This window comes from Planococcus glaciei (assembly GCF_900099655.1).
Taxonomy (GTDB): Bacteria; Bacillota; Bacilli; order Bacillales_A; family Planococcaceae; genus Planococcus; species Planococcus glaciei.
Window position 1 is genome coordinate 108819 of record NZ_FNDC01000001.1, and the last position, 18184, is coordinate 127002.

The following is an 18184-nucleotide window of genomic DNA, read 5'->3' on the forward strand; positions in this document are numbered from 1 at the left end:
TTCGGGGCCTCTCGTTTATTCGCCTTCGTATTCCGCAATCGCTGTGGCAATTGCATCTTCAATTGGCGTCACGGTCGTTAAATCGTTGTTGATGACAATCGAAAAGATCAGTTTTTCCCCGTCTTTTGTTGTTGCGTAGCCGGACAATGAAGACACAGCAGTCAAGCTGCCCGTTTTAGCTGCGACATTGCCGGTTGCTGCTCCCGTCTTCATCCGGTTGCGGAGCGTTCCGCCTACCATGCGGTCCGCAGCTCCTGCTACAGGAAGCGACGTGAGGAACGTATCGTACCAGTCTCTGTTCTGCGCTGCATAAAGAAGCTGCGAGATTTCATTGGCCGGAACCAAGTTTACATGGGACATGCCGGAAGCATCGCGCAATTGAATCGTGTCCGTGTCGACCCCAAGATCCGCCGCTGCTCCTTCCATGACTTCAATTCCTGCATCCCAGCTGCCTTCACCGGATACAACCCGGCCCATCTCTTTTGCCAAAATTTCTCCGTGCCCGTTATTGCTCAGTTTCATGAATGGAATGAAAAGCTCACGCAGCGACATGGATTTGCGCTCTGCAAGCAAGGTGCTCTCTTCAGGTGTTTTGCCCATCGCCATTTTATGTTTGCCGATCAACTGGATGCCTTCAGCCAACAAGGCATTTTCAAACAAGTCCAGGGCATAACCGGACGGCTCCCATACCGCAATCCATTCGCGTGTGCGCGATCCTTCAAGCGGCATTTCCCCTTCGATGATGATGTCATTGCTTCCGTGCTCGCGTGTAATGGAGACGTTTTTTTTCTGGCCAGCCGCTACAGTCGTTGTTTTGTTGATGATGTTGACGTAATCGGTGTAAGGCGTAAGCGTCACTTTTGTTTTGCTGCCTGCCTGATCTCCTGGATTGACTTCCACAATGACTGACCCTGCGTCATAGTCTTCGTTCGGCGAAGCCGTCAATGCCGAAACTTGTCCGCCGTAATAATAGATTTCATCTTTCCATGTCAGGTCTTCAGACAGGCGCTCATCGTCGTACCAAGTGTCATCGCCGATCAAATCGCCTTTCACTTTCTGGATGCCCTGGCTTTTCAATTCGGCAGCAAACTGCTCGAAATCTTCTTGCAGCAAAGTCGGATCCCCTTTGCCTTTCAAATACAAATTCCCTTGCAGAACTTTTCCCGACAGTTTTCCATCAGTAAGCACTTCTGTGCTGAATTGATAATCCTCGCCCAATGTCTCAAGGGCTGCTGTGCTGCTGAACAACTTCGTATTGGAAGCCGGTTTCAGCCGGACATCTCCGAAATGATCGTAAATCACTTCACCCGAATCCGCTTTCCGGATGCTGACGCCAGCCAGTGCCCCGTCCAGCCGCTTGTCCTGCAAAATTTGATTTACTTGATTGGCCAAGCTGGCATATTCTTCATCCGCTCCAGCCGACTGGTTCACCTGTCCCCATTGCATCGGCGAAATAGCCAATACCGCCGCTAAAAACAATAAAACTCCCCACTTCCAAGACCGCTTCTTCTTCACTTTTCCATCTCCCCTAATTGCGTGATAACAGAAGCGTATCATAAGAAGAAAAAGAATATTCCGATTTTTATGTAAATGAATCTATAAACATAGCAATTTCTATAACATATGATAAAATTATCCATTTATTAATAAAAAAATTTAAGCTGCTCCAATAAAAAAGAAGTTGCACCAAAAGTAATGTGGGGCAACTCCTTTGCGACAAAGCTAGCGCCGGGACAGGGATATGAAGGAGCAAGAGTACTCTCCAACACTCCATTAGAAGCAAAGACTTTCTTATACTTTTTGTCCGACGACTAAATCGGCCTTTCGCCTTTCAATAATCTCTGAAAAGTATTCCACTTGTTTTTGGATTCGCTGTTCCACGTCTTGGTCGATAATCGGCTTTTCCGGATTTGTTTTATCGATTTGGCTGTCCACCAGATAAACGCCTTTTAAGTTTTGCCCTTTTAATGTCGCAAGCAAAGGTTTTAAGGTATATTCAAGCGCCAATAGGTGGGCAGAACTTCCGCCTGTCATGAGCGGCAATACCGGTGTATCCTGCAAGACATCCTGCGGCAACAGGTCGATCAACGCTTTTAAGACACCGGAATAAGCGGCCTTATACACCGGAGAGCCTACAATTACGCCTTTTGCGCCGTGGATCAGCGTACTGATTTCCGCGATGGCGTCGCTGTCATATTTCCCTAAAAATAAATCTTCCTGCGGCACATCTCTAACGGATATATGGCTGACCGAAAAGCCGACTTCTTTCAGCAGCTCTCCTAAATGCTTTAATACTAGCTCCGATCGTGAAACCTCAGAAGGGCTTCCTGACAAAATTACGATATCGCTCATTGCACTCTCCCTTTCTTTTTTGAACTATGTACCACTCGTTTCAAGGAGACAAAAAAGCCTTCTTTCCTCGTAAAAGAGAAAAGAAGGCTTTGGTCCGCCCTGTTCTTATCTCTCAAGAATGAATTCTTGCTGGAGTTAGCACCTTTCTGACAAATGTCAGAGGTTGCTGAAGCGTCAACGGGCCAGTCCCTCGGCTTCTCTGGATAAGGTTATGAAGTTAATGTATATCATAATACTCGGATTTATCTTTGTCAATAAAACGATTGATTTTTCTAAATTTTCATCAGAACTTTCGCAGTTGGGCGTAACCGATCCCAAGTTGGGCATATCGCCTTGCAGGTTGGGCGTAACCTCATAAAAGTCGGGCATAAACCTTACCGACTTGGGCATAAAATCAAAGTGCGCGCCAAAAGAGAGGTGCATGCTCTGCACCTCTCTCACTGTTCAGCCTTCCCACTGGATATCCGTTGAATGGACAAGCCGTTCCCCTACAAAGATTCGGCATTGCACTTTAAAAAGACGCCAGCCGATCGACACTTTAATGTCTTCCGTTTCGCCTTCCTCATTCTTCACTTTACCGAACAAGCGTGAACTAAGATGGAAACCGAGATGCTCATCCTGCAATACCCCGTCGACAAAAAGCTTTTCTCCCGCCACCGTTTTCTCCACCTGAATCGTGTGCGTCCCGTACTTCAGCTTCCAGACATCTCTCATTCCATCGCCTCCTGCACTAAACTATTGAAGATAGTATAGCAGAAAAAGAGCCGTGCAAAATATTTGCACGACTCTTTTTCACTGAAGCTGGCAATGCAGATGCCATGCACCTACAGCGAGCTTTTATACTATTGTTTAACCAATTCCAATTCAACCGGAATCGATGCTTCCACTTCTTCGCCGTCCAATGATTTTACAGCGGCTTCAACTGCCGTCTGGCCGATCAATTCAGGTTTCTGTGCAATTGTTCCAGCCAAACGGCCTTCTTCCACTGCTTTCACAGCATCGTCTGTTGCATCGAATCCAACCACTGTAATCTCTTTTCCAGCGGCTTCGATTGCTTCAAGAGCGCCCAATGCCATTTCGTCGTTGTGCGCGAACACTCCCTTAATGTCAGGGTTCCCTTGCAGGATGTTCTCCATAACCGTCAAGCCTTCTGCCCGGTCAAAATTGGCAGTTTGTTTCGCGACTACATCCAGGCTGTCTGCAGCCACTTTGTTAAAGCCTTCTCCGCGTTCACGTGCAGCTGAAGCTCCTGGCACGCCTTCCAGTTCAGCTACTTGTGCGCCGTCGCCAACCAGTTCAAGCAAGTATTCCCCAGCCATTTCACCGCCGGCAACGTTGTCGGATGCAATGTGGGAAACCACTTCTCCGCCTGCTGCACTGCGGTCAACCGTAATTACTGGAATGTCTGCAGAGTTGGCAGATTCAACTGCTGCTGTAACTGCTTCAGAATCCACCGGGTTGATCATGATCAAATCTACGCCTTGCTGGATCAAATCTTCTACATCACTTGCTTGTTTTGCTGCATCGTCCTGTGCATCCACTACAGAAATTGTTGCGCCAAGTTCCTTCGCTTTCGCTTCTGCACCTTCGCTTAACGTAACGAAGAACGGATTGTTCAAGGTAGAAACAGAGAAACCGATTTTGTAATCGCCGCCGGACTCAGAGCCGCTTCCTGCATCTTCAGATTCCGAACCTGGTGCTTCCATTGAACAAGCTGCCAAAATCATCATTGCGATCAATACCAATAGTAAGAACGTTTTTTTCATTTTCCAACACCCCTTATGCTGTTTTTTTGCGATCCAAGAGAACCGCTAGTAATATGACTGCACCTTTAACCACTTGCTGGAAAAAGGATGAAACCCCAATTAAGTTCAACCCGTTATTCAAAACTCCAATGATCAGCGCGCCGATCAAAGTGCCGACAATCCAGCCTCGGCCACCGGTCAAGCTGGTGCCCCCCAGAACAACAGCTGCAATCGCGTCCAACTCGAACATTTCCCCGGCAGTCGGCTGGGCTGAATTCAATCGTGAAGTTAAAATCAATGAAGCAAGCCCTGCCAGCAATCCGACCAGTGCATAAACGTAGATCTTTACACGGTCGGCATTGATGCCGGAAAGAATAGACGCTTCTTCATTGCCGCCTACTGCAAATACACGGCGGCCAAAAGTTGTCTTTTTCAAGATGAAGTACAAAATCGCGAAACTGATCAGCATCGTGACAACTGGAATTGGAATTCCGAGGAAATAGCCTTTGCCGAGCATCTGGAAAGCCATATTGTCCCCAAGCCCGGAAATCGGCCGGCCTTCCGTGTAAACGAGCGTTAATCCACGGTAAATGGTCATCGTCGCCAATGTTGCGATAAACGGCGCCACTTTCCCTTTGGCAATGATGATTCCGTTAATAGCCCCAAGCACTGCACCTAACAACAAACCGATCAGCATCGCCAGAATCGGATCCATGCCGCTTGCCATCATGCCGGCTGTAACGGCTCCGGTAAGGGCTAAAATCGACCCGACCGACAAGTCGATGCCTCCGGTTAAAATAACAAACGTCATCCCGAATGCGATCAAGGCATTCATTGAAACTTGCCGCAAAACGTTCAGTAAGTTGCTCGTAGCCAGAAATCTTGGCTCTAGAATGGAAATAATAAGAATGATAAGAATCAGCCCGATAAACGGAGCAATTTTTTGTATGATTGACTGATTAGCTGTTTTCAACTGCAAGTTTTCCACCTCCTGTAGCAAAATGCATTATTCGTTCCTGTGTCATTTCCCGTTTTGGCAAGTCAGCCGTCACTTTTCCTTCATGCATGACGATGACCCGGTCCGCCATTCCGATCACTTCCGGCAATTCAGAAGAAATCATTAAAATCGCTACACCGCGTTCTGCCAATTCGTTGATGATCGAGTAAATTTCTTTTTTCGCCCCCACATCCACTCCGCGGGTCGGTTCGTCCAGAATCAGCAGTTCCGGCTCAATGCCGAGCCATTTGGCGATAACCACTTTCTGCTGGTTTCCGCCGCTCAGGGATTTTGCGGTCTGGGTTGGTCCGGATGTTCGGATACCCAGACGCTTGACCATCCCTTCGTAAAGCGAACGCTCTTTATCTTTGGAAATCAGGCCATTTTTCGAAATCGATGAAAAGTTGGTCATGCTGACATTTTCTTCTACGGTGAAATCGACAATCAGCCCTTCGGATTTGCGGTCTTCGGTTACATAGCCGATGCCCAATTCCTTTGCTGTTTTCGGTTTATCAATTTTTACTTCCCGTCCGTCCAATACGACCGTCCCTGAATCCGCTTTCTTATAGCCGAACAACGATTGGGCCACTTCGGTACGCCCTGCACCCATCAGCCCGGCAATCGAAAGCACTTCGCCTTTGCGGATTTCAAATGAGACGTCTTCGAAACAGTCTTTCCGCGACAAGCCTTTGACCGCCAATTTGACGTCGCCGATTTGTGCATTGCGCTCAGGGAAACGCTCACCCAGTTCCCGTCCCACCATCATTTGGACAATTTCCTCAAAAGATGTTTCTTTGATGTTCCGGTCTCCGACGTATTGTCCGTCCCGCAAGATGGTAATGCGGTCACATAAAGCGAAAATCTCTTCCATGCGGTGAGAGATGTAGATGAACGAAACGCCTTTGCTTTGCAAGCCTCGGACGGTTTCAAACAAGGTATCAATTTCCCGGTCCGTTAAAGCCGCTGTCGGTTCATCCATGACAATCACTTCCGCATTGGCTGACAAGGCCTTTGCGATTTCCACAATCTGCTGCTGGCCGACTGACAGTGTGCTTGCCGGCTGGGACGGATCGACATTCAAGCCGAGTTCTGCCAAAGCCTGACGCGTCTTTTCGCGCATCGCTTTTGTTTTAAGGATTCCGCTGCGCCCGAATGTTTCTTCTTTTCCAAGAAACAGATTATCGGTGATCGATAAATGCGGCAGGATGTTCAGTTCCTGGTGAATAACCGCAATTCCCGCTTCTTCCGCTTGTTTGGGCGAAGTAAACTCAACTTCTTTGCCTTTTACTTCAATCGTTCCGCTGTCGCGGGAATAAATACCGGTCAAAATTTTCATCATGGTTGACTTGCCGGCACCATTCTCGCCCATCAATGCGTGAATTTCCCCTTTTTCCAAAGAAAACTGGACATCTTTCAGCACTTGGTTTCCGCTGAAAGATTTTGATATATTGGTCATTTTAATCATGGCGGCTCACCTCCCAGTTAAAAAATCACGCCAGAACGAAGGACAATATTGGCATAAGGCGTCGCTTCTCCTGTACGGATAATCAATTTTGCTTGTTTGCTTTGTTCTTTAAGTTCTTCGTGTGATATATAGTCTGCTTTAAGCTGCTCCAGAATCTTGTTCTCCACTTCCGGATTGCCTTCGGTTATTTCCCGGGCAATGAAAGCCGCTTCCGCTTGAAAATCGTCCAGCACCGCCTCAAGAACCGTTAGGAACGAAGGCTCGCCAATGCGGTAAGACAAATCGATGCATGGCACGCCTTTTGGAATTGGCAGACCGCAGTCGCCAATGACCAGCAAATCGGTATGGCCGAAAGAAGCAAGCGAAGCTGCGATATCCCGGTTGATCATTCCCAGTTTTTTCATAGCCCTCTTCCTCCTAAACGCGCCAATACTTCTTGCCGCTTCGGCATGCCGCCTTGAGCGCCAAACTTTTCTACCGACAAGGAAGCTGCAGCGTTGGCAAAGCGGACAGCTTCTTCAAATGGCATGTCTTCAGCCAATGCCACGCCGAGTGCTCCATTAAAGGTATCGCCTGCGCCCGTTGTATCAACTGCCTCGGTAGCAAATCCTTCTACAGTCACGTGGCGGGAGCCATCAAAATAACGGGCGCCTTTTTGGCCGATTGTGACGATCAGCCGGTTTGGGTACTGTTCAAGCGCCGCTTCCCAGTCCTTCCCGAACATTTCCTCGGCTTCGGTTTCATTTGGTGTTAAATACGTCGCATAAGGCATGAATTCATCTGTAAAAGCTGTAGCCGGAGCCGGATTTAAAATCGTCGGGACTCCGTGCTGATGGCAGATTTCCAAAGTACGCTGAATGACCGGAACCGGAATTTCAAGCTGCATGATCACCATTTGGCTGTTCGCCAGCCGGGATTCAAACGCTTCCATTTCCACTGCTGTCAATTGCTGGTTTGCACCTGGCACGACGATGATGCGATTGTCGCCTTCAGACAACAAAATGTTGGCGATGCCGCTTGTGCCTTCCACCCGCTTCACGCTATTTGCCTGAATGGATTCTGCTTTTAACCCCGCAAGAAGTTCATCTCCGAAAGCATCTGTCCCAACTGCTCCGATCATATGGACTTCACTACCGAGCCGAGCGGCTGCAACAGCCTGATTGGCGCCTTTGCCTCCAGGAACTGTTGTGTACAAATCGCCGAGCGCCGTTTCGCCTTGTTTTGGAAAACGGCTTGTCCGTACGACGAGGTCCATATTTATGCTTCCTACTACTGTAATCATTTTTCCACGCTCCTTGTGGTTCCACGGATTTTCAACTGGACCGGCACTTCAAAGAAGTGCTGCTCTTCCACTTGATTTTCAATCCGTTTGATCAAAACTCGGGTGGCAATGGCCCCCATTTTATAGACATCCTGAGCAACCGTCGTCAAGCCTGGCGTCAGCATTTCACCCATCGCGATTCCATCAAAGCCGACAACCTGCAGCTCATCCGGCACCGCGATTCCAAGTTTGGCTGCGGCTTTTAAAGCACCTGCCGCCGACACATCGCTGCTGGCAAAAATGCCGTCGATGTTTTTCTGCTCCCGCAGCACCCGGTCGACTATTTTTTCCGAATCGGCAAAATGGAACGGGCAAACCACTACATCATATTCAACACCCGAATTGCGGATGGCATCCATGAAGCCTTCATAGCGGTCATTTGCCGGATTCAATTCTTCCGGGCCCCGCAGAAAGAGGATTCTTTTGCAGCCCCGCTCTAAAAGAACACGGGTGCCCATCGCAGCGCCTTCTCTGTTATTCGATGCTACTGTCGGAATGTGCTCATTGATCGCCCGGTCAAGCGCCACGATCGGCAGCGCCATATTGGCGTAATGCGGAGCATCGAGCTGGTTGGATGTCACAATAAAACCATCAATGTATTTTTTCTTTAACGTCTCAAGGTAATTTTTTTCTTTTTCTGGGTTTTCATCCGAATTGCACAAAATGACGGTATAGCCATAGGTCAAAGCAACGTCTTCCACGGCCCGGGCCAATTCCGGAAAGAAGGGATTGGTGATGTCCGGCACGATGAGACCGATTAAATTGGTTTTTTTCGTGTTAAGAGACCGGGCAACAGGATTCAGCTCATACTTCAATTCTTTTACAGCGGCAGCCACTGCTTTCGCTGCATCTCCGCTGACATATCCGCTGTCGTTCAAATAACGGGACACTGTCGCTACGGAAACCCCTGCTTTTTTCGCCACGTCTCTAATCGTCGTCATACATATGCTCCGTTCTGCTCGAATGTGTAACCGGTTACACAAAATATACAACGCTGTTCCACCCCTTGTCAATGTGAAGATTTTCCATATTAAAAGGATTTTCATCGATAGATGAAAATCCTTTTGGGAAACTGTTTACCATATTTTAAGCAGGTACTTGTAAGATGATTGATTTATTCGTAAATGCCGACACTGTCAAACCCTTCAGCAGTGGCTTTCGCTTCAGCGCTCGCTTCCCCGTAGATATCAGCTGCGGACTGGACAATGGCCCGGCGTGCATCGCTGAAATCGGAAGTCGGCGTCAAATATACCGTCAGCGCCCGGTAAAAAATTTGCCCCAGCTTTTCTTTACCGATTTTTTCGCCGATCAAATACGCTGCATGGTTGGTTATAGACGAGTTGATATGCACACCGCCATTATCAAGGCTTCTTGGCAAATCATAGTATTCGTCCATATGCGCAGGGTAATTGCCTTTTCCATCTCCGTAAGGAACGTAGTCCGCCTTAACCGGGTATTTGCCCGGATTGCTCAAACTGCGGAGCGATACACGGCCGTCCGCTTTTGCCCCTGGACCCATAATATCTTCTCCGACTTCCCAGTCCTCACTGTCGATCAATGCCCCGAAGATGTCGGCGAACGATTCGTTCAATGCACCTGACTGGAAGCGGTACTGAAGGTTTGCAGAGTTTGTGATTACGCCATGCGTCATTTCATGGGCAGCTACATCAAGCCCGGCAGACAGGGGCACCATATAAGAGCCGTCTCCGTCTCCGTATGTCATCTGGCGGCCGTTCCAGAAGGCGTTATTGTACTTTTCTCCGTAATGAACGTAAGAGACGATCGCCATTCCTTTATCATCGAGTGAATTTCGTCCATGTTCCTCCAAATAATAATCATAGACGACTTCCGAATTGTAATGTGCGTCTACAGCGGCGTGCTGATATTCGTCTTTCCATGATGCACTGTTGTTCGAAAAGATCTTGCCGTCTTTTGCGTCATAAGTGAAAATCCCTTGAAGTCCAGCATGGGAAGTGTCCGATAAACTGAAAATCGTTCCCTGGCTTGGCAGTTGAGTCCGCGTAGTATGTATTTTCCGCTGCGCGCCAAGGACACCTGTTCCAACCGATTCATGATGGTTATCCACATGCATCAATGCATTGTACTGGTCGATGGTTTCCCCACTTTTTGCATCAATAAAGGCAAACCAGTTCCCTGGTTTTTCCCCGAGGAAGTTAACATTCACTTTATAAGCCAAATGGTTGGTTCCTTCAAAAGGATAAATCACCAATTCCGCTGAAGGGGTTTCTTCCAGTTGAGCCGGAGCGTTTACTGCCTGCTTGGCTGCTTCCACCGCTGCCGCTTCACTGACAGCCGCTGATGTGTCGATCTCCTCTGTTGCTTCCGGAACATGGCTGCCATTTACCGACACCAGTTCCTCTTGTTTGTTATAATGGACGACCACTTCGGCTCCTTCTACCGGAATGCCTTTTACGGTCTGGTTAAAGCGGACATGCTTCATGCCAAGTGAATCTTTCTGGATGTTTTTCACTTTCAAGTTTTTATCCGGATTGGCTACGCCAATCTGCTTTTCATTCTTTTTTAAATAATCCAGAGCATGGGCCGCTGTACTGCCAACCTGTTTTTCACCAAATTTCTCTTTTACAAAAACCGGTACGCTGCTCGTTTCATTCCACGGCTTAGCGGACTGGTCTGGTGGCGCAGCCAATACATTGGCTGCGGAAAATGAACTAAGTACAAGAGCCGAAGATAATAAGACTGGAACAAAATAATTTTTCTTCAAATTTATTCCTCCCTTTTCAATCTGACATTAGTATAGAAAAGAATTTCTCTTCTAACAATAATAAACTGAAAAGTTTTAATATTTGAATTATAATGCCTATTAATTCGAGATCCGAATTATATCCATCCACTCAATCCAAAAAGCTGGCAGTTTAAATTTACGGAACAATTGGGCCGTTACGCCTACTTCTTTCCATATAAAAACCTCCTTCTCGCTGCCCGGTAATCCGGAGCAGGAGAAAGAGGTTTTTTATTCTTTAAGCTTAAGCGTTCGCTTCTGCTTCTTCCGTTTTCAATATGCGTTTGCCTTCAGTTTCTGCTACATACACTGCACATGCTGCATCGCCTGTAATGTTAACAGCGGTTCTAGTCATATCAAGCAAGCGGTCAATACCAATAATCAAACCAATTCCTTCAACCGGCAAGCCTACGCTGCCAAGCACCATAGCAAGCATAATAAGGCCAACGCCCGGAACTCCAGCGGTTCCCACACTTGCCAATACTGCGGTCAACACAACTGTGGCAAGTTCCATGAGTGTTAACTCTATACCGAAAGCTTGTGCAATAAACATTGTTGCAACACCCTGCATAATTGCAGTACCGTCCATATTGATAGTCGCTCCTAAAGGCTGAACAAATGAACTGATGGATTTTGGCACGCCAAGTTCTTTCTGTGCTACGTCCATCGATACCGGCAACGTTGCGTTACTGCTTGATGTACTAAAAGCTACACTCATTGCAGGCGCAAATTTCTTGAAAAACCAGATTGGGTTTTTCTTCGCCAATACTGCAACTGTTCCTCCGTATGTAAACACCGAATGAATGAAAAGTGCCGCTAAAATGACAACCATATAAGAGCCCATAGCTTTCATAGCGGAGAACCCTTGAGACCCTACTGCTGTCGCTATTAATCCGAATGTACCATAAGGCGCAAACTTCATGACCAAGCCTACCAGGTACATCATAATTTCGTTTCCTTGCTCAACCAGATTAAAGATTCCTTTTGTCTTTTCGCCAAGAGCAGTCAATGCAAGACCAATGAATACGGCAAATACAATGATTTGAAGCATATTGCCTTCCGTCATAGCTGCCAATGGATTATCAGGAATAATATTTAAAAGAGTATCTGCCACAGAAGGAGCTTCTTCGCTCTCAAATGAAGCACTTCCAAGATCAAACTCGCCCGCAAGACCTGGCTGAATTAAGGCGGCCAGCCCAAGGCCAATGATAATAGCAATTGTTGTAGTTACTAAGAAGTATGTAACCGTTTTAAAACCGATGCGACCTAACTTAGCTGGATCGCCAAGTCCTGCTGTTCCCAAAATGATTGAAAACAGTACAAGAGGCACTACGAGCATATTAATCATACTTAAAAATATTTGGCCAAGTGGAACAAATAAGAATGTATTTAAATTTTCGAAAGCTCCAGGCGCAAATAAATTAATTAGTAAACCGACAATTGCACCGAGGACAAGTCCAGTTAATACCTTCACAGTCAAACTAGTTTTTTTCATGCATCTCTTCCTTTTTCTTCAGACTTAAACAATAGTTTAACCGAAATCTAAAATGATATACAAGTTTTAAATTTATTCCAATATAATGATAAGTCTTTATATTTAAAAAGAAAAAGTCAGTCCAGGTACTTTTCTACTGCAGCCAGCACTGCATTTAGTAAAATTATCGGGCTTGTAGTTCCTATTACTGAAATAACAAGTTGCGCTCTATTTGGCTTCGCTAATGAAGCAACACGAAAGCCGGAACTCTTTACGGCATCAGCAAAATCTTGCCAATGCTTTTCCGGCTTTCCATATGGGCATGGGCTTGTGCGGCTTCCGCCAAGGGAAAGCGTTTGGAAATGGCCATCTCCAATTTTTTCTCCAGCATCAAGTCTGTTATTTTTGCCGCTGCCTCCTGCAGAAACTCGGGACGCTGTTTCCGGTACGTCCCGGTGCTGTAGCCAAGGACGGACCGGCAGCTGGAATGCAGATCAGCGGTGGTAAGGGCGCCTGGTACAGAGCCCGTATTGCCGTGGCCGAATGAAACAATCCGGCCAAACGGCGCCAGACAGTTCATGCTTTTTTCGAAATTTTCTCCAGCGACTGTATCCAAAATGACGTCTGCTCCTTTGCCGCCGGTCATTTGCTTCACTTCTTCGACAAAATCGCCTGATACGTAATTAATGACGTGGTCTGCTCCAAAGCCCTTTGCGGCTTCTTTCTTCTCATCGCTTCCTACTGTTCCGATAATTTTGCCGGCGCCAAATAGCCGGGCCAGCTGGATGGCCGTCGAGCCGATGCCGCCCGCTGCTGCATGGATCAAGATGGTTTCTCCCGGAGCGAGGCGCGCCATTTTCTGAATGACATTATACGCTGTAATGCCCACCGTCAATGAAGCCGCCGCTGTTTCAATATCCAATTCGTCCGGAACCGCATAAGCCAACGCTTCATCCGCTGCCACATACTCGGCGTAGGACCCATTTTTCGGAAAAGCCATCACCCGCTGTCCTGCCTTGAACTTCGTCACTTCGCTGCCCACTTCAATGATTTCCCCAGCACAATCCAATCCCGGTGTGAATGCAGTTCCTGCCTCAGCCCCGTGATATTGCCCCTGGCGCGCTTTGATATCGGCAAAATTCACACTGATCGCCTGTACTTGGATCAGCACTTGATGCGGGGCAATTTCCGGTTTTTCCACTTCCTGAAGCTGCATTACTTCCGGCGCTCCCAGTTCCTTTACGACGATTGCTTTCATTTGCCCATCCTCCTCCGCTTAAAAAATTCAACTGCCTTTTTACGTTAAGATTTTCAATAAATAATCCGCGTAAACTTGTTCGATTTCCTCTTTGCTGAATTCTCCTTCGGGTGAATACCATACTTGAATCCAATTGGCTGCTCCTAAAATAATCATCCGGGCCATTTTCTTCTGGCTAACCGAAAATTCGCCTTTTTGGACCCCTTGGAGAATCAGCTGATCAAAAAGCTCCGCATATTCATCCAGCTTTTGGACAATAACATCTGCATAATCACCAGAGAAAATCTGTTCCGGCTTTACTGCCAGGTTGAATATTTCCCGTTCGCGGATAGCGGTATCCAAATGGATTTTGATGGCGGCTTTCATTTTTTCGCTGGAAGAAATGTCTTGTTGTTTAATTTTCCTCAGTTTGTCCAAAACAGTTGTCAAAATCTGTTCATGGCAATAAAACAGCAATTCTTCTTTGTTTTTAAAATAATAATACAGGGAACCTTTTGTCATCAGCAGTTCGGCTGCAATGTCTTCCATTGTAGTCTGGCGGAACCCTTTCCTCGAGATAACCAAACTGGCGGAACGAAGAATGTCTTCTTTTTTCTTGGCCGTTTTTCTTTCCCTCAGGTTCATCTCAACACCTCATACCATCAATTTTCTCGTCACTTGCTTCTTAAGCTTTTTCCCTAATCTAAAATCCCTAAAACAATTTCGAAATCTTTAGCGCATAAAAAAAGGCTCTTCATTTTAAAATGAAGAGCCTTCCGTTGCTATTAAGCTAAATCAACATTGTGGTAAACCTGCTGCACATCTTCCAAATCTTCGATGGCGTCGATCATTTTTTCAAATTGGGCTTGTGCATCTTCCGGCAATTCCAATTCGTTTTGTGCAAGCATCGTCAGTTCAGCCACAGTAAACTCCGTGATGCCGACATTCTTGAACGCTTCCTGGACAATATGGAATTGATCCGGTTCTGCATAAACGATCACTGAATCTTCTTCTTCGCTGATATCCCGTACATCCACATCTGCTTCCATCAGCAATTCAAGCACTTCATCCGCTGTTTTACCTTCGATGCCGAAAACGGCTGTATAGTCGAACATATAAGCAACCGAGCCGCTGACGCCCATGTTGCCGCCGTTCTTGCCGAACGCCGCGCGGACATCTGAAGCAGTACGGTTTACGTTATTTGTTAATGTGTCTACAATCACCATGGAGCCGTTCGGCCCGAAACCTTCGTAGCGCAGTTCATCATAGCTTTCTTCCGAACCGCCTTTTGCTTTTTCAATCGCCCGGTCAATGATAGCTCTTGGCACACTGTATGTTTTGGCGCGTTCAAGCACGACTTTCAGCGCCTGGTTCGATTCAGGATCCGGTTCGCCTTGTTTTGCGGCAACATAGATTTCCCGTCCGAATTTTGCGTAGATCCGGCTTGTATTTGCGTCTTTGGATGCTTTTTTCTCTTTAATATTGTTCCATTTGCGTCCCATTGGGTTTCCCACTTTCTTTCAACTTTGAATGTGAAGAACGTTCACTATCTCCTATTATATATAAACTCCGCTTTTCTATCGACTTATATACTCAAAAACTTCATCGCTTGTTTTAAATCGGGGCCTTTAGGGCAAGTATCTATTATAGAAGGAAATCTTTTTTAAATGCAGCAAAATCAAAAGGAGGACGTTAAAATGGACGAAAACAAAGTAATCATTATTACAGGCGGAGCCAGCGGCATCGGACGTGAAGCAGCATATCTATTAGCGGAGGCTGGCAATGCCATTGTCGTAGCCGACTTTAACGAAGAAGGTGCTAAAGAAACTGCTTCGAATATTGAAGCGCAAGGCGGCAAAGCGGCAACGTTCAAAGTGGACGTTTCCAAAGCGGAAGAAGTAGAAGCGATGGTGGATTTTGCGGTCGACACATTCGGTACATTAAACGGCATTTTCAACAATGCCGGCATCGGGCTTGTGAAGCCCTTGCTTGAAATGGATCCCGCTTCTTACCATAAAGTAATCGATGTCGACCAGCACAGCGTCTATTACGGCATTTATTACGGCGCAAAGAAAATGGTGGAACTTGGAGCCAAAGGCACAATCGTCAATACCGCTTCCATTTACGGATCTATGGCGGCAAAGGGCAGCTTCAACTACAACGCAGCAAAAGCCGCAGTGGTGATGATGTCCAGATCCGGCGCGCTGGAACTCGCCGAACACGGCATCCGGGTAGTCGGGGTCGCTCCCGGATTTATCGATACGCCGATTCTCGGAGAAGATGAAGAAATGAAAAAAGCCTTGTCTGCACTTCATATGCACAATAAACTGATTCAGCCTGAGAAAGTGGCCAGCGTCGTGAAGTTTCTGTTCTCCGAGGAAGCTGCAGCCATCAATGGATCCACCGTTGCTGTTGACGATGGATTCCTGAGCTTTAAATAAGAAGAAACTCCATTCAACGGGTTTTAATGAATAATCGAAAAAAGCCGCCTTCAATCCATGGCGGCTTTTTTGGCTTTGCTTTTATCCACTCGGAAATATTCCGAGATCTGGACGACGCGAACTTTTCCTGTATGCAGCTCATGGTAAATTCCTCTGCTGTCGGTAAACGAAATGTACTGATCCCGCTCACTGCGGATTAAGGCCTCTGCTTTTTCCTGCGACTCGACGTGGATAAAGCGGCGGATGTAATGCTCTTCATCAAAAAAATACGTGACCTTGAATTCTTTCATACTTTCTCACTCCTTACAAAGAATAGGGAGCCTTTTGGTAGAAGTAATTCGGTTTTACGACATCGTTTTTGTAAGGTTTATGGAAAATATGCGTCGTTGCCGGGGACATCGGCGGAATCAGCCAAGCCCAGTTGCCGGTCAAGTCCCGTCCGGCCGTTTCCTCTTTTTTCTCGAAGCTTTTGAATTGTTTTGCAGCGGTATGGTGGTCAACAATGGTGACGCCCGCTTTTTGGAACGAATCCAGCACCGCAATATTCAATTCCACCAAGGCTTTGTCTTTCCAAAGCGAACGGTTGGAATCGGTATTCAACCCCATGATTTCTGCTACAGCCGGCAGCAGATCATAGCGGTCTTCATCCGCTAAATTGCGCGCCCCGATTTCCGTCCCCATGTACCAGCCATTAAACGGCGCCATTGTGTAATGGATGCCGCCGATTTCCAATTTCATTTCTGAAATGATCGGCACACCGTACCATTTGGCTTTCAGCTCTTTAAATCGGCTGATTTCCGGGTGTTCCAGTTCCACTTCAATGACGGATTCTTTCGGAACCTCAAAATAACGGGGTTCTTCCCCTTTCACTTGAATGACCAATGGCAAAACATCAAAATGAGTGCCTTCCCCTTGCCACCCCAATTTTTCACATTGCCTCGTGAACTCCAAGGATGTTGAATCTCCAATAATTTCTCCACCCTTTTCGTAGCCCGCGTAGCGGATCAATTGATGGTTCCAGATGCGCATGGCATCTTCCCCGTTTTGCGACGGCCGAAACACCGTAATCGCCGGGCGGATTTTACCGCCATTCGATGCAAATTCAATGTGGTTTACCAGGGCGTCAAAGGCGCCTTCGGCAGTAGATTGTTGGCGTTCATCAAAGACGGCCAACGAATTCCAGAACAATCGGCCAATGCAGCGGTTGTTATTGCGCCAAGCCATCCGGGCGCCATGTTCAAGTTCTTCAAAGGTATGTGTATACGTATTTGTCTGTTCAATTTCCTTGGCAATTTCAGCAATACGGGTTTCTATTTGTTGTTCCTTTTTCCCTAATTCATAGTAGCAGACGGACAAAAACTCTATTGCTTCATCGAGTAAAGCATTGGGTGTCCCAACGGCAGTCAAGTTCATCACTCCTCGCCCATATCATATCATCCCCTAACCGGAATTTTCACTTCCCAACCTTTCGCCTGCTTTGTTTTTCGCGGCAGGTGCAGTACACTTGAATTGAGTGAAAATACAGTCACGAGGAGGCGGCACTGATCGTAAAAGCTATTTTTTTTGATTTGGACGATACTTTATTATGGGATAAGAAAAGTGTGGCTGAAGCGTTCCGTAAAACTTGCGAGCGGGCAGCGGATAAGAGCGGACAAGATTGCACAGGTCTCGAAGCAGCCGTCCGCACGGAAGCGACCGCGCTTTATTCTGCCTATGCCACTTACCCTTTCACCCAAATGATCGGCATCAATCCTTTTGAAGGATTATGGGGAACGTTTGATGACGAAGGCGCTGATTTTCAGGAAATGAAAATAATCGTTCCTGACTATCGGCGCGAAGCTTGGACACGGGGCTTGAAAAAAATCGGCATTGACGATCCGGAATTGGGCCAGGAACTGGCTGATTATTTTCCTGAAGCCCGCAGGCAAAGTCCGATTCTTTATGAAGAAGCGCTCGACGTGCTAGAAGAGCTGAAAGGGAAATATGAGCTTCTGCTGCTGACGAACGGTTCTCCTGCCCTGCAGAACATCAAACTTGAAATCACACCCGAAATTGCGCCTTATTTCGACCATATCGTCATCTCTGGGACATTTGGAAAAGGAAAGCCGGCTCCTGAGATCTTTGAACACGCCTTGGCGAAATTCGGCTACCGGGCAGATGAGGTTTTAATGGTCGGCGACAACTTACTGACGGATATCATCGGCGCCGAAAGAGCCGGCATCCGCTCCGTCTGGATCAACCGAGAACAAAAAGCTTCGCACGAAAGCATCACCCCTACATACGAAATCAGCCACCTGGAACAACTGCTTCCGATCTTGGAAGGGTTGTAAACTAGGAAGATACCCTCATTGTGGGCATCAAACTGTAAATAAATTTTAAATAAAATGAATA

Annotated in this window: 18 protein-coding genes and 1 riboswitch; of the genes, 2 read left to right on the forward strand and 16 right to left on the reverse strand. The window is 46.9% G+C overall.

The annotated features are described in order from the left end of the window. Positions 1 to 15: 15 nt before the first annotated feature. The 14 genes from dacB to BLQ32_RS00630 form a co-directional block, all read right to left on the reverse strand. On the reverse strand, positions 16 to 1515 hold the full coding sequence (gene dacB / locus BLQ32_RS00565) for a D-alanyl-D-alanine carboxypeptidase/D-alanyl-D-alanine endopeptidase (protein ID WP_425312129.1): 1500 nt from the start codon (positions 1513 to 1515) through the stop codon (positions 16 to 18). A 276-nt stretch (positions 1516 to 1791) separates the two neighbouring features. Continuing rightward, positions 1792 to 2352, reverse strand: a complete 561-nt coding sequence (gene ssuE / locus BLQ32_RS00570; protein WP_074508689.1) for an NADPH-dependent FMN reductase — start codon at positions 2350 to 2352, stop codon at positions 1792 to 1794. A gap of 102 nt (positions 2353 to 2454) precedes the next feature. Beyond that, positions 2455 to 2562, reverse strand: a riboswitch (SAM riboswitch). 234 nt (positions 2563 to 2796) lie between these two features. Beyond that, positions 2797 to 3066, reverse strand: a complete 270-nt coding sequence (locus BLQ32_RS00575; protein ID WP_036801807.1) for a hypothetical protein — start codon at positions 3064 to 3066, stop codon at positions 2797 to 2799. A 128-nt stretch (positions 3067 to 3194) separates the two neighbouring features. Beyond that, positions 3195 to 4118 carry a ribose ABC transporter substrate-binding protein RbsB gene (gene rbsB / locus BLQ32_RS00580; RefSeq protein ID WP_074508690.1) on the reverse strand — a complete coding sequence of 308 codons (924 nt, stop codon included), beginning with the start codon at positions 4116 to 4118 and terminating at the stop codon, positions 3195 to 3197. A 13-nt stretch (positions 4119 to 4131) separates the two neighbouring features. Beyond that, entirely contained in the window at positions 4132 to 5076 is a 945-nt protein-coding gene (locus BLQ32_RS00585; RefSeq protein ID WP_036801803.1) for an ABC transporter permease subunit, read from the reverse strand. Further along, positions 5057 to 6559: a sugar ABC transporter ATP-binding protein gene (locus BLQ32_RS00590; protein WP_074508691.1), complete on the reverse strand. Its 1503-nt coding sequence runs from the start codon at positions 6557 to 6559 to the stop codon at positions 5057 to 5059. Before BLQ32_RS00590 ends, BLQ32_RS00585 begins: the two co-directional genes overlap by 20 nt. Before the next feature lie 17 nt (positions 6560 to 6576). Beyond that, positions 6577 to 6963: a D-ribose pyranase gene (rbsD, locus tag BLQ32_RS00595; RefSeq protein ID WP_074508692.1), complete on the reverse strand. Its 387-nt coding sequence runs from the start codon at positions 6961 to 6963 to the stop codon at positions 6577 to 6579. Further along, positions 6960 to 7841, reverse strand: a complete 882-nt coding sequence (rbsK, locus tag BLQ32_RS00600; protein ID WP_074508693.1) for a ribokinase — start codon at positions 7839 to 7841, stop codon at positions 6960 to 6962. The genes rbsD and rbsK overlap by 4 nt, the downstream gene beginning before the upstream one ends. Beyond that, positions 7838 to 8821 carry a LacI family DNA-binding transcriptional regulator gene (locus BLQ32_RS00605; protein ID WP_074508694.1) on the reverse strand — a complete coding sequence of 328 codons (984 nt, stop codon included), beginning with the start codon at positions 8819 to 8821 and terminating at the stop codon, positions 7838 to 7840. Before BLQ32_RS00605 ends, rbsK begins: the two co-directional genes overlap by 4 nt. A gap of 173 nt (positions 8822 to 8994) precedes the next feature. Continuing rightward, the gene (locus tag BLQ32_RS00610) at positions 8995 to 10623 is read right to left on the reverse strand and encodes a M4 family metallopeptidase (protein WP_074508695.1); all 1629 of its coding nucleotides are present in this window, start codon (positions 10621 to 10623) and stop codon (positions 8995 to 8997) included. 262 nt (positions 10624 to 10885) lie between these two features. Beyond that, on the reverse strand, positions 10886 to 12136 hold the full coding sequence (locus BLQ32_RS00615; protein ID WP_074508696.1) for a dicarboxylate/amino acid:cation symporter: 1251 nt from the start codon (positions 12134 to 12136) through the stop codon (positions 10886 to 10888). Between the two features lie 250 nt (positions 12137 to 12386). Continuing rightward, positions 12387 to 13373 (reverse strand): quinone oxidoreductase family protein, encoded by a 987-nt coding sequence (locus BLQ32_RS00620; RefSeq protein ID WP_074508697.1) that lies wholly within the window; start codon positions 13371 to 13373, stop codon positions 12387 to 12389. A 39-nt stretch (positions 13374 to 13412) separates the two neighbouring features. Next, the gene (locus tag BLQ32_RS00625; protein ID WP_074508698.1) at positions 13413 to 13997 is read right to left on the reverse strand and encodes a TetR/AcrR family transcriptional regulator; all 585 of its coding nucleotides are present in this window, start codon (positions 13995 to 13997) and stop codon (positions 13413 to 13415) included. A 140-nt stretch (positions 13998 to 14137) separates the two neighbouring features. Further along, positions 14138 to 14854 carry a YebC/PmpR family DNA-binding transcriptional regulator gene (locus BLQ32_RS00630; RefSeq protein ID WP_036801785.1) on the reverse strand — a complete coding sequence of 239 codons (717 nt, stop codon included), beginning with the start codon at positions 14852 to 14854 and terminating at the stop codon, positions 14138 to 14140. A 195-nt stretch (positions 14855 to 15049) separates the two neighbouring features. Between BLQ32_RS00630 and BLQ32_RS00635 the strand changes: the two genes are divergently transcribed. Further along, on the forward strand, positions 15050 to 15793 hold the full coding sequence (locus tag BLQ32_RS00635; RefSeq protein ID WP_074508699.1) for an SDR family NAD(P)-dependent oxidoreductase: 744 nt from the start codon (positions 15050 to 15052) through the stop codon (positions 15791 to 15793). 50 nt (positions 15794 to 15843) lie between these two features. On the opposite strand, the gene BLQ32_RS00640 is transcribed toward BLQ32_RS00635, so the two are convergent. Both BLQ32_RS00640 and BLQ32_RS00645 read right to left on the reverse strand, forming a co-directional pair. Beyond that, entirely contained in the window at positions 15844 to 16083 is a 240-nt protein-coding gene (locus tag BLQ32_RS00640) for a hypothetical protein (RefSeq protein ID WP_074508700.1), read from the reverse strand. Positions 16084 to 16096: 13 nt separating this feature from the next. Next, positions 16097 to 17200 carry a nitric oxide synthase oxygenase gene (locus BLQ32_RS00645; protein ID WP_244890296.1) on the reverse strand — a complete coding sequence of 368 codons (1104 nt, stop codon included), beginning with the start codon at positions 17198 to 17200 and terminating at the stop codon, positions 16097 to 16099. 137 nt (positions 17201 to 17337) lie between these two features. Between BLQ32_RS00645 and BLQ32_RS00650 the strand changes: the two genes are divergently transcribed. Then, positions 17338 to 18123 (forward strand): HAD family hydrolase, encoded by a 786-nt coding sequence (locus BLQ32_RS00650; RefSeq protein WP_074508702.1) that lies wholly within the window; start codon positions 17338 to 17340, stop codon positions 18121 to 18123. Positions 18124 to 18184 lie beyond the last annotated feature (61 nt).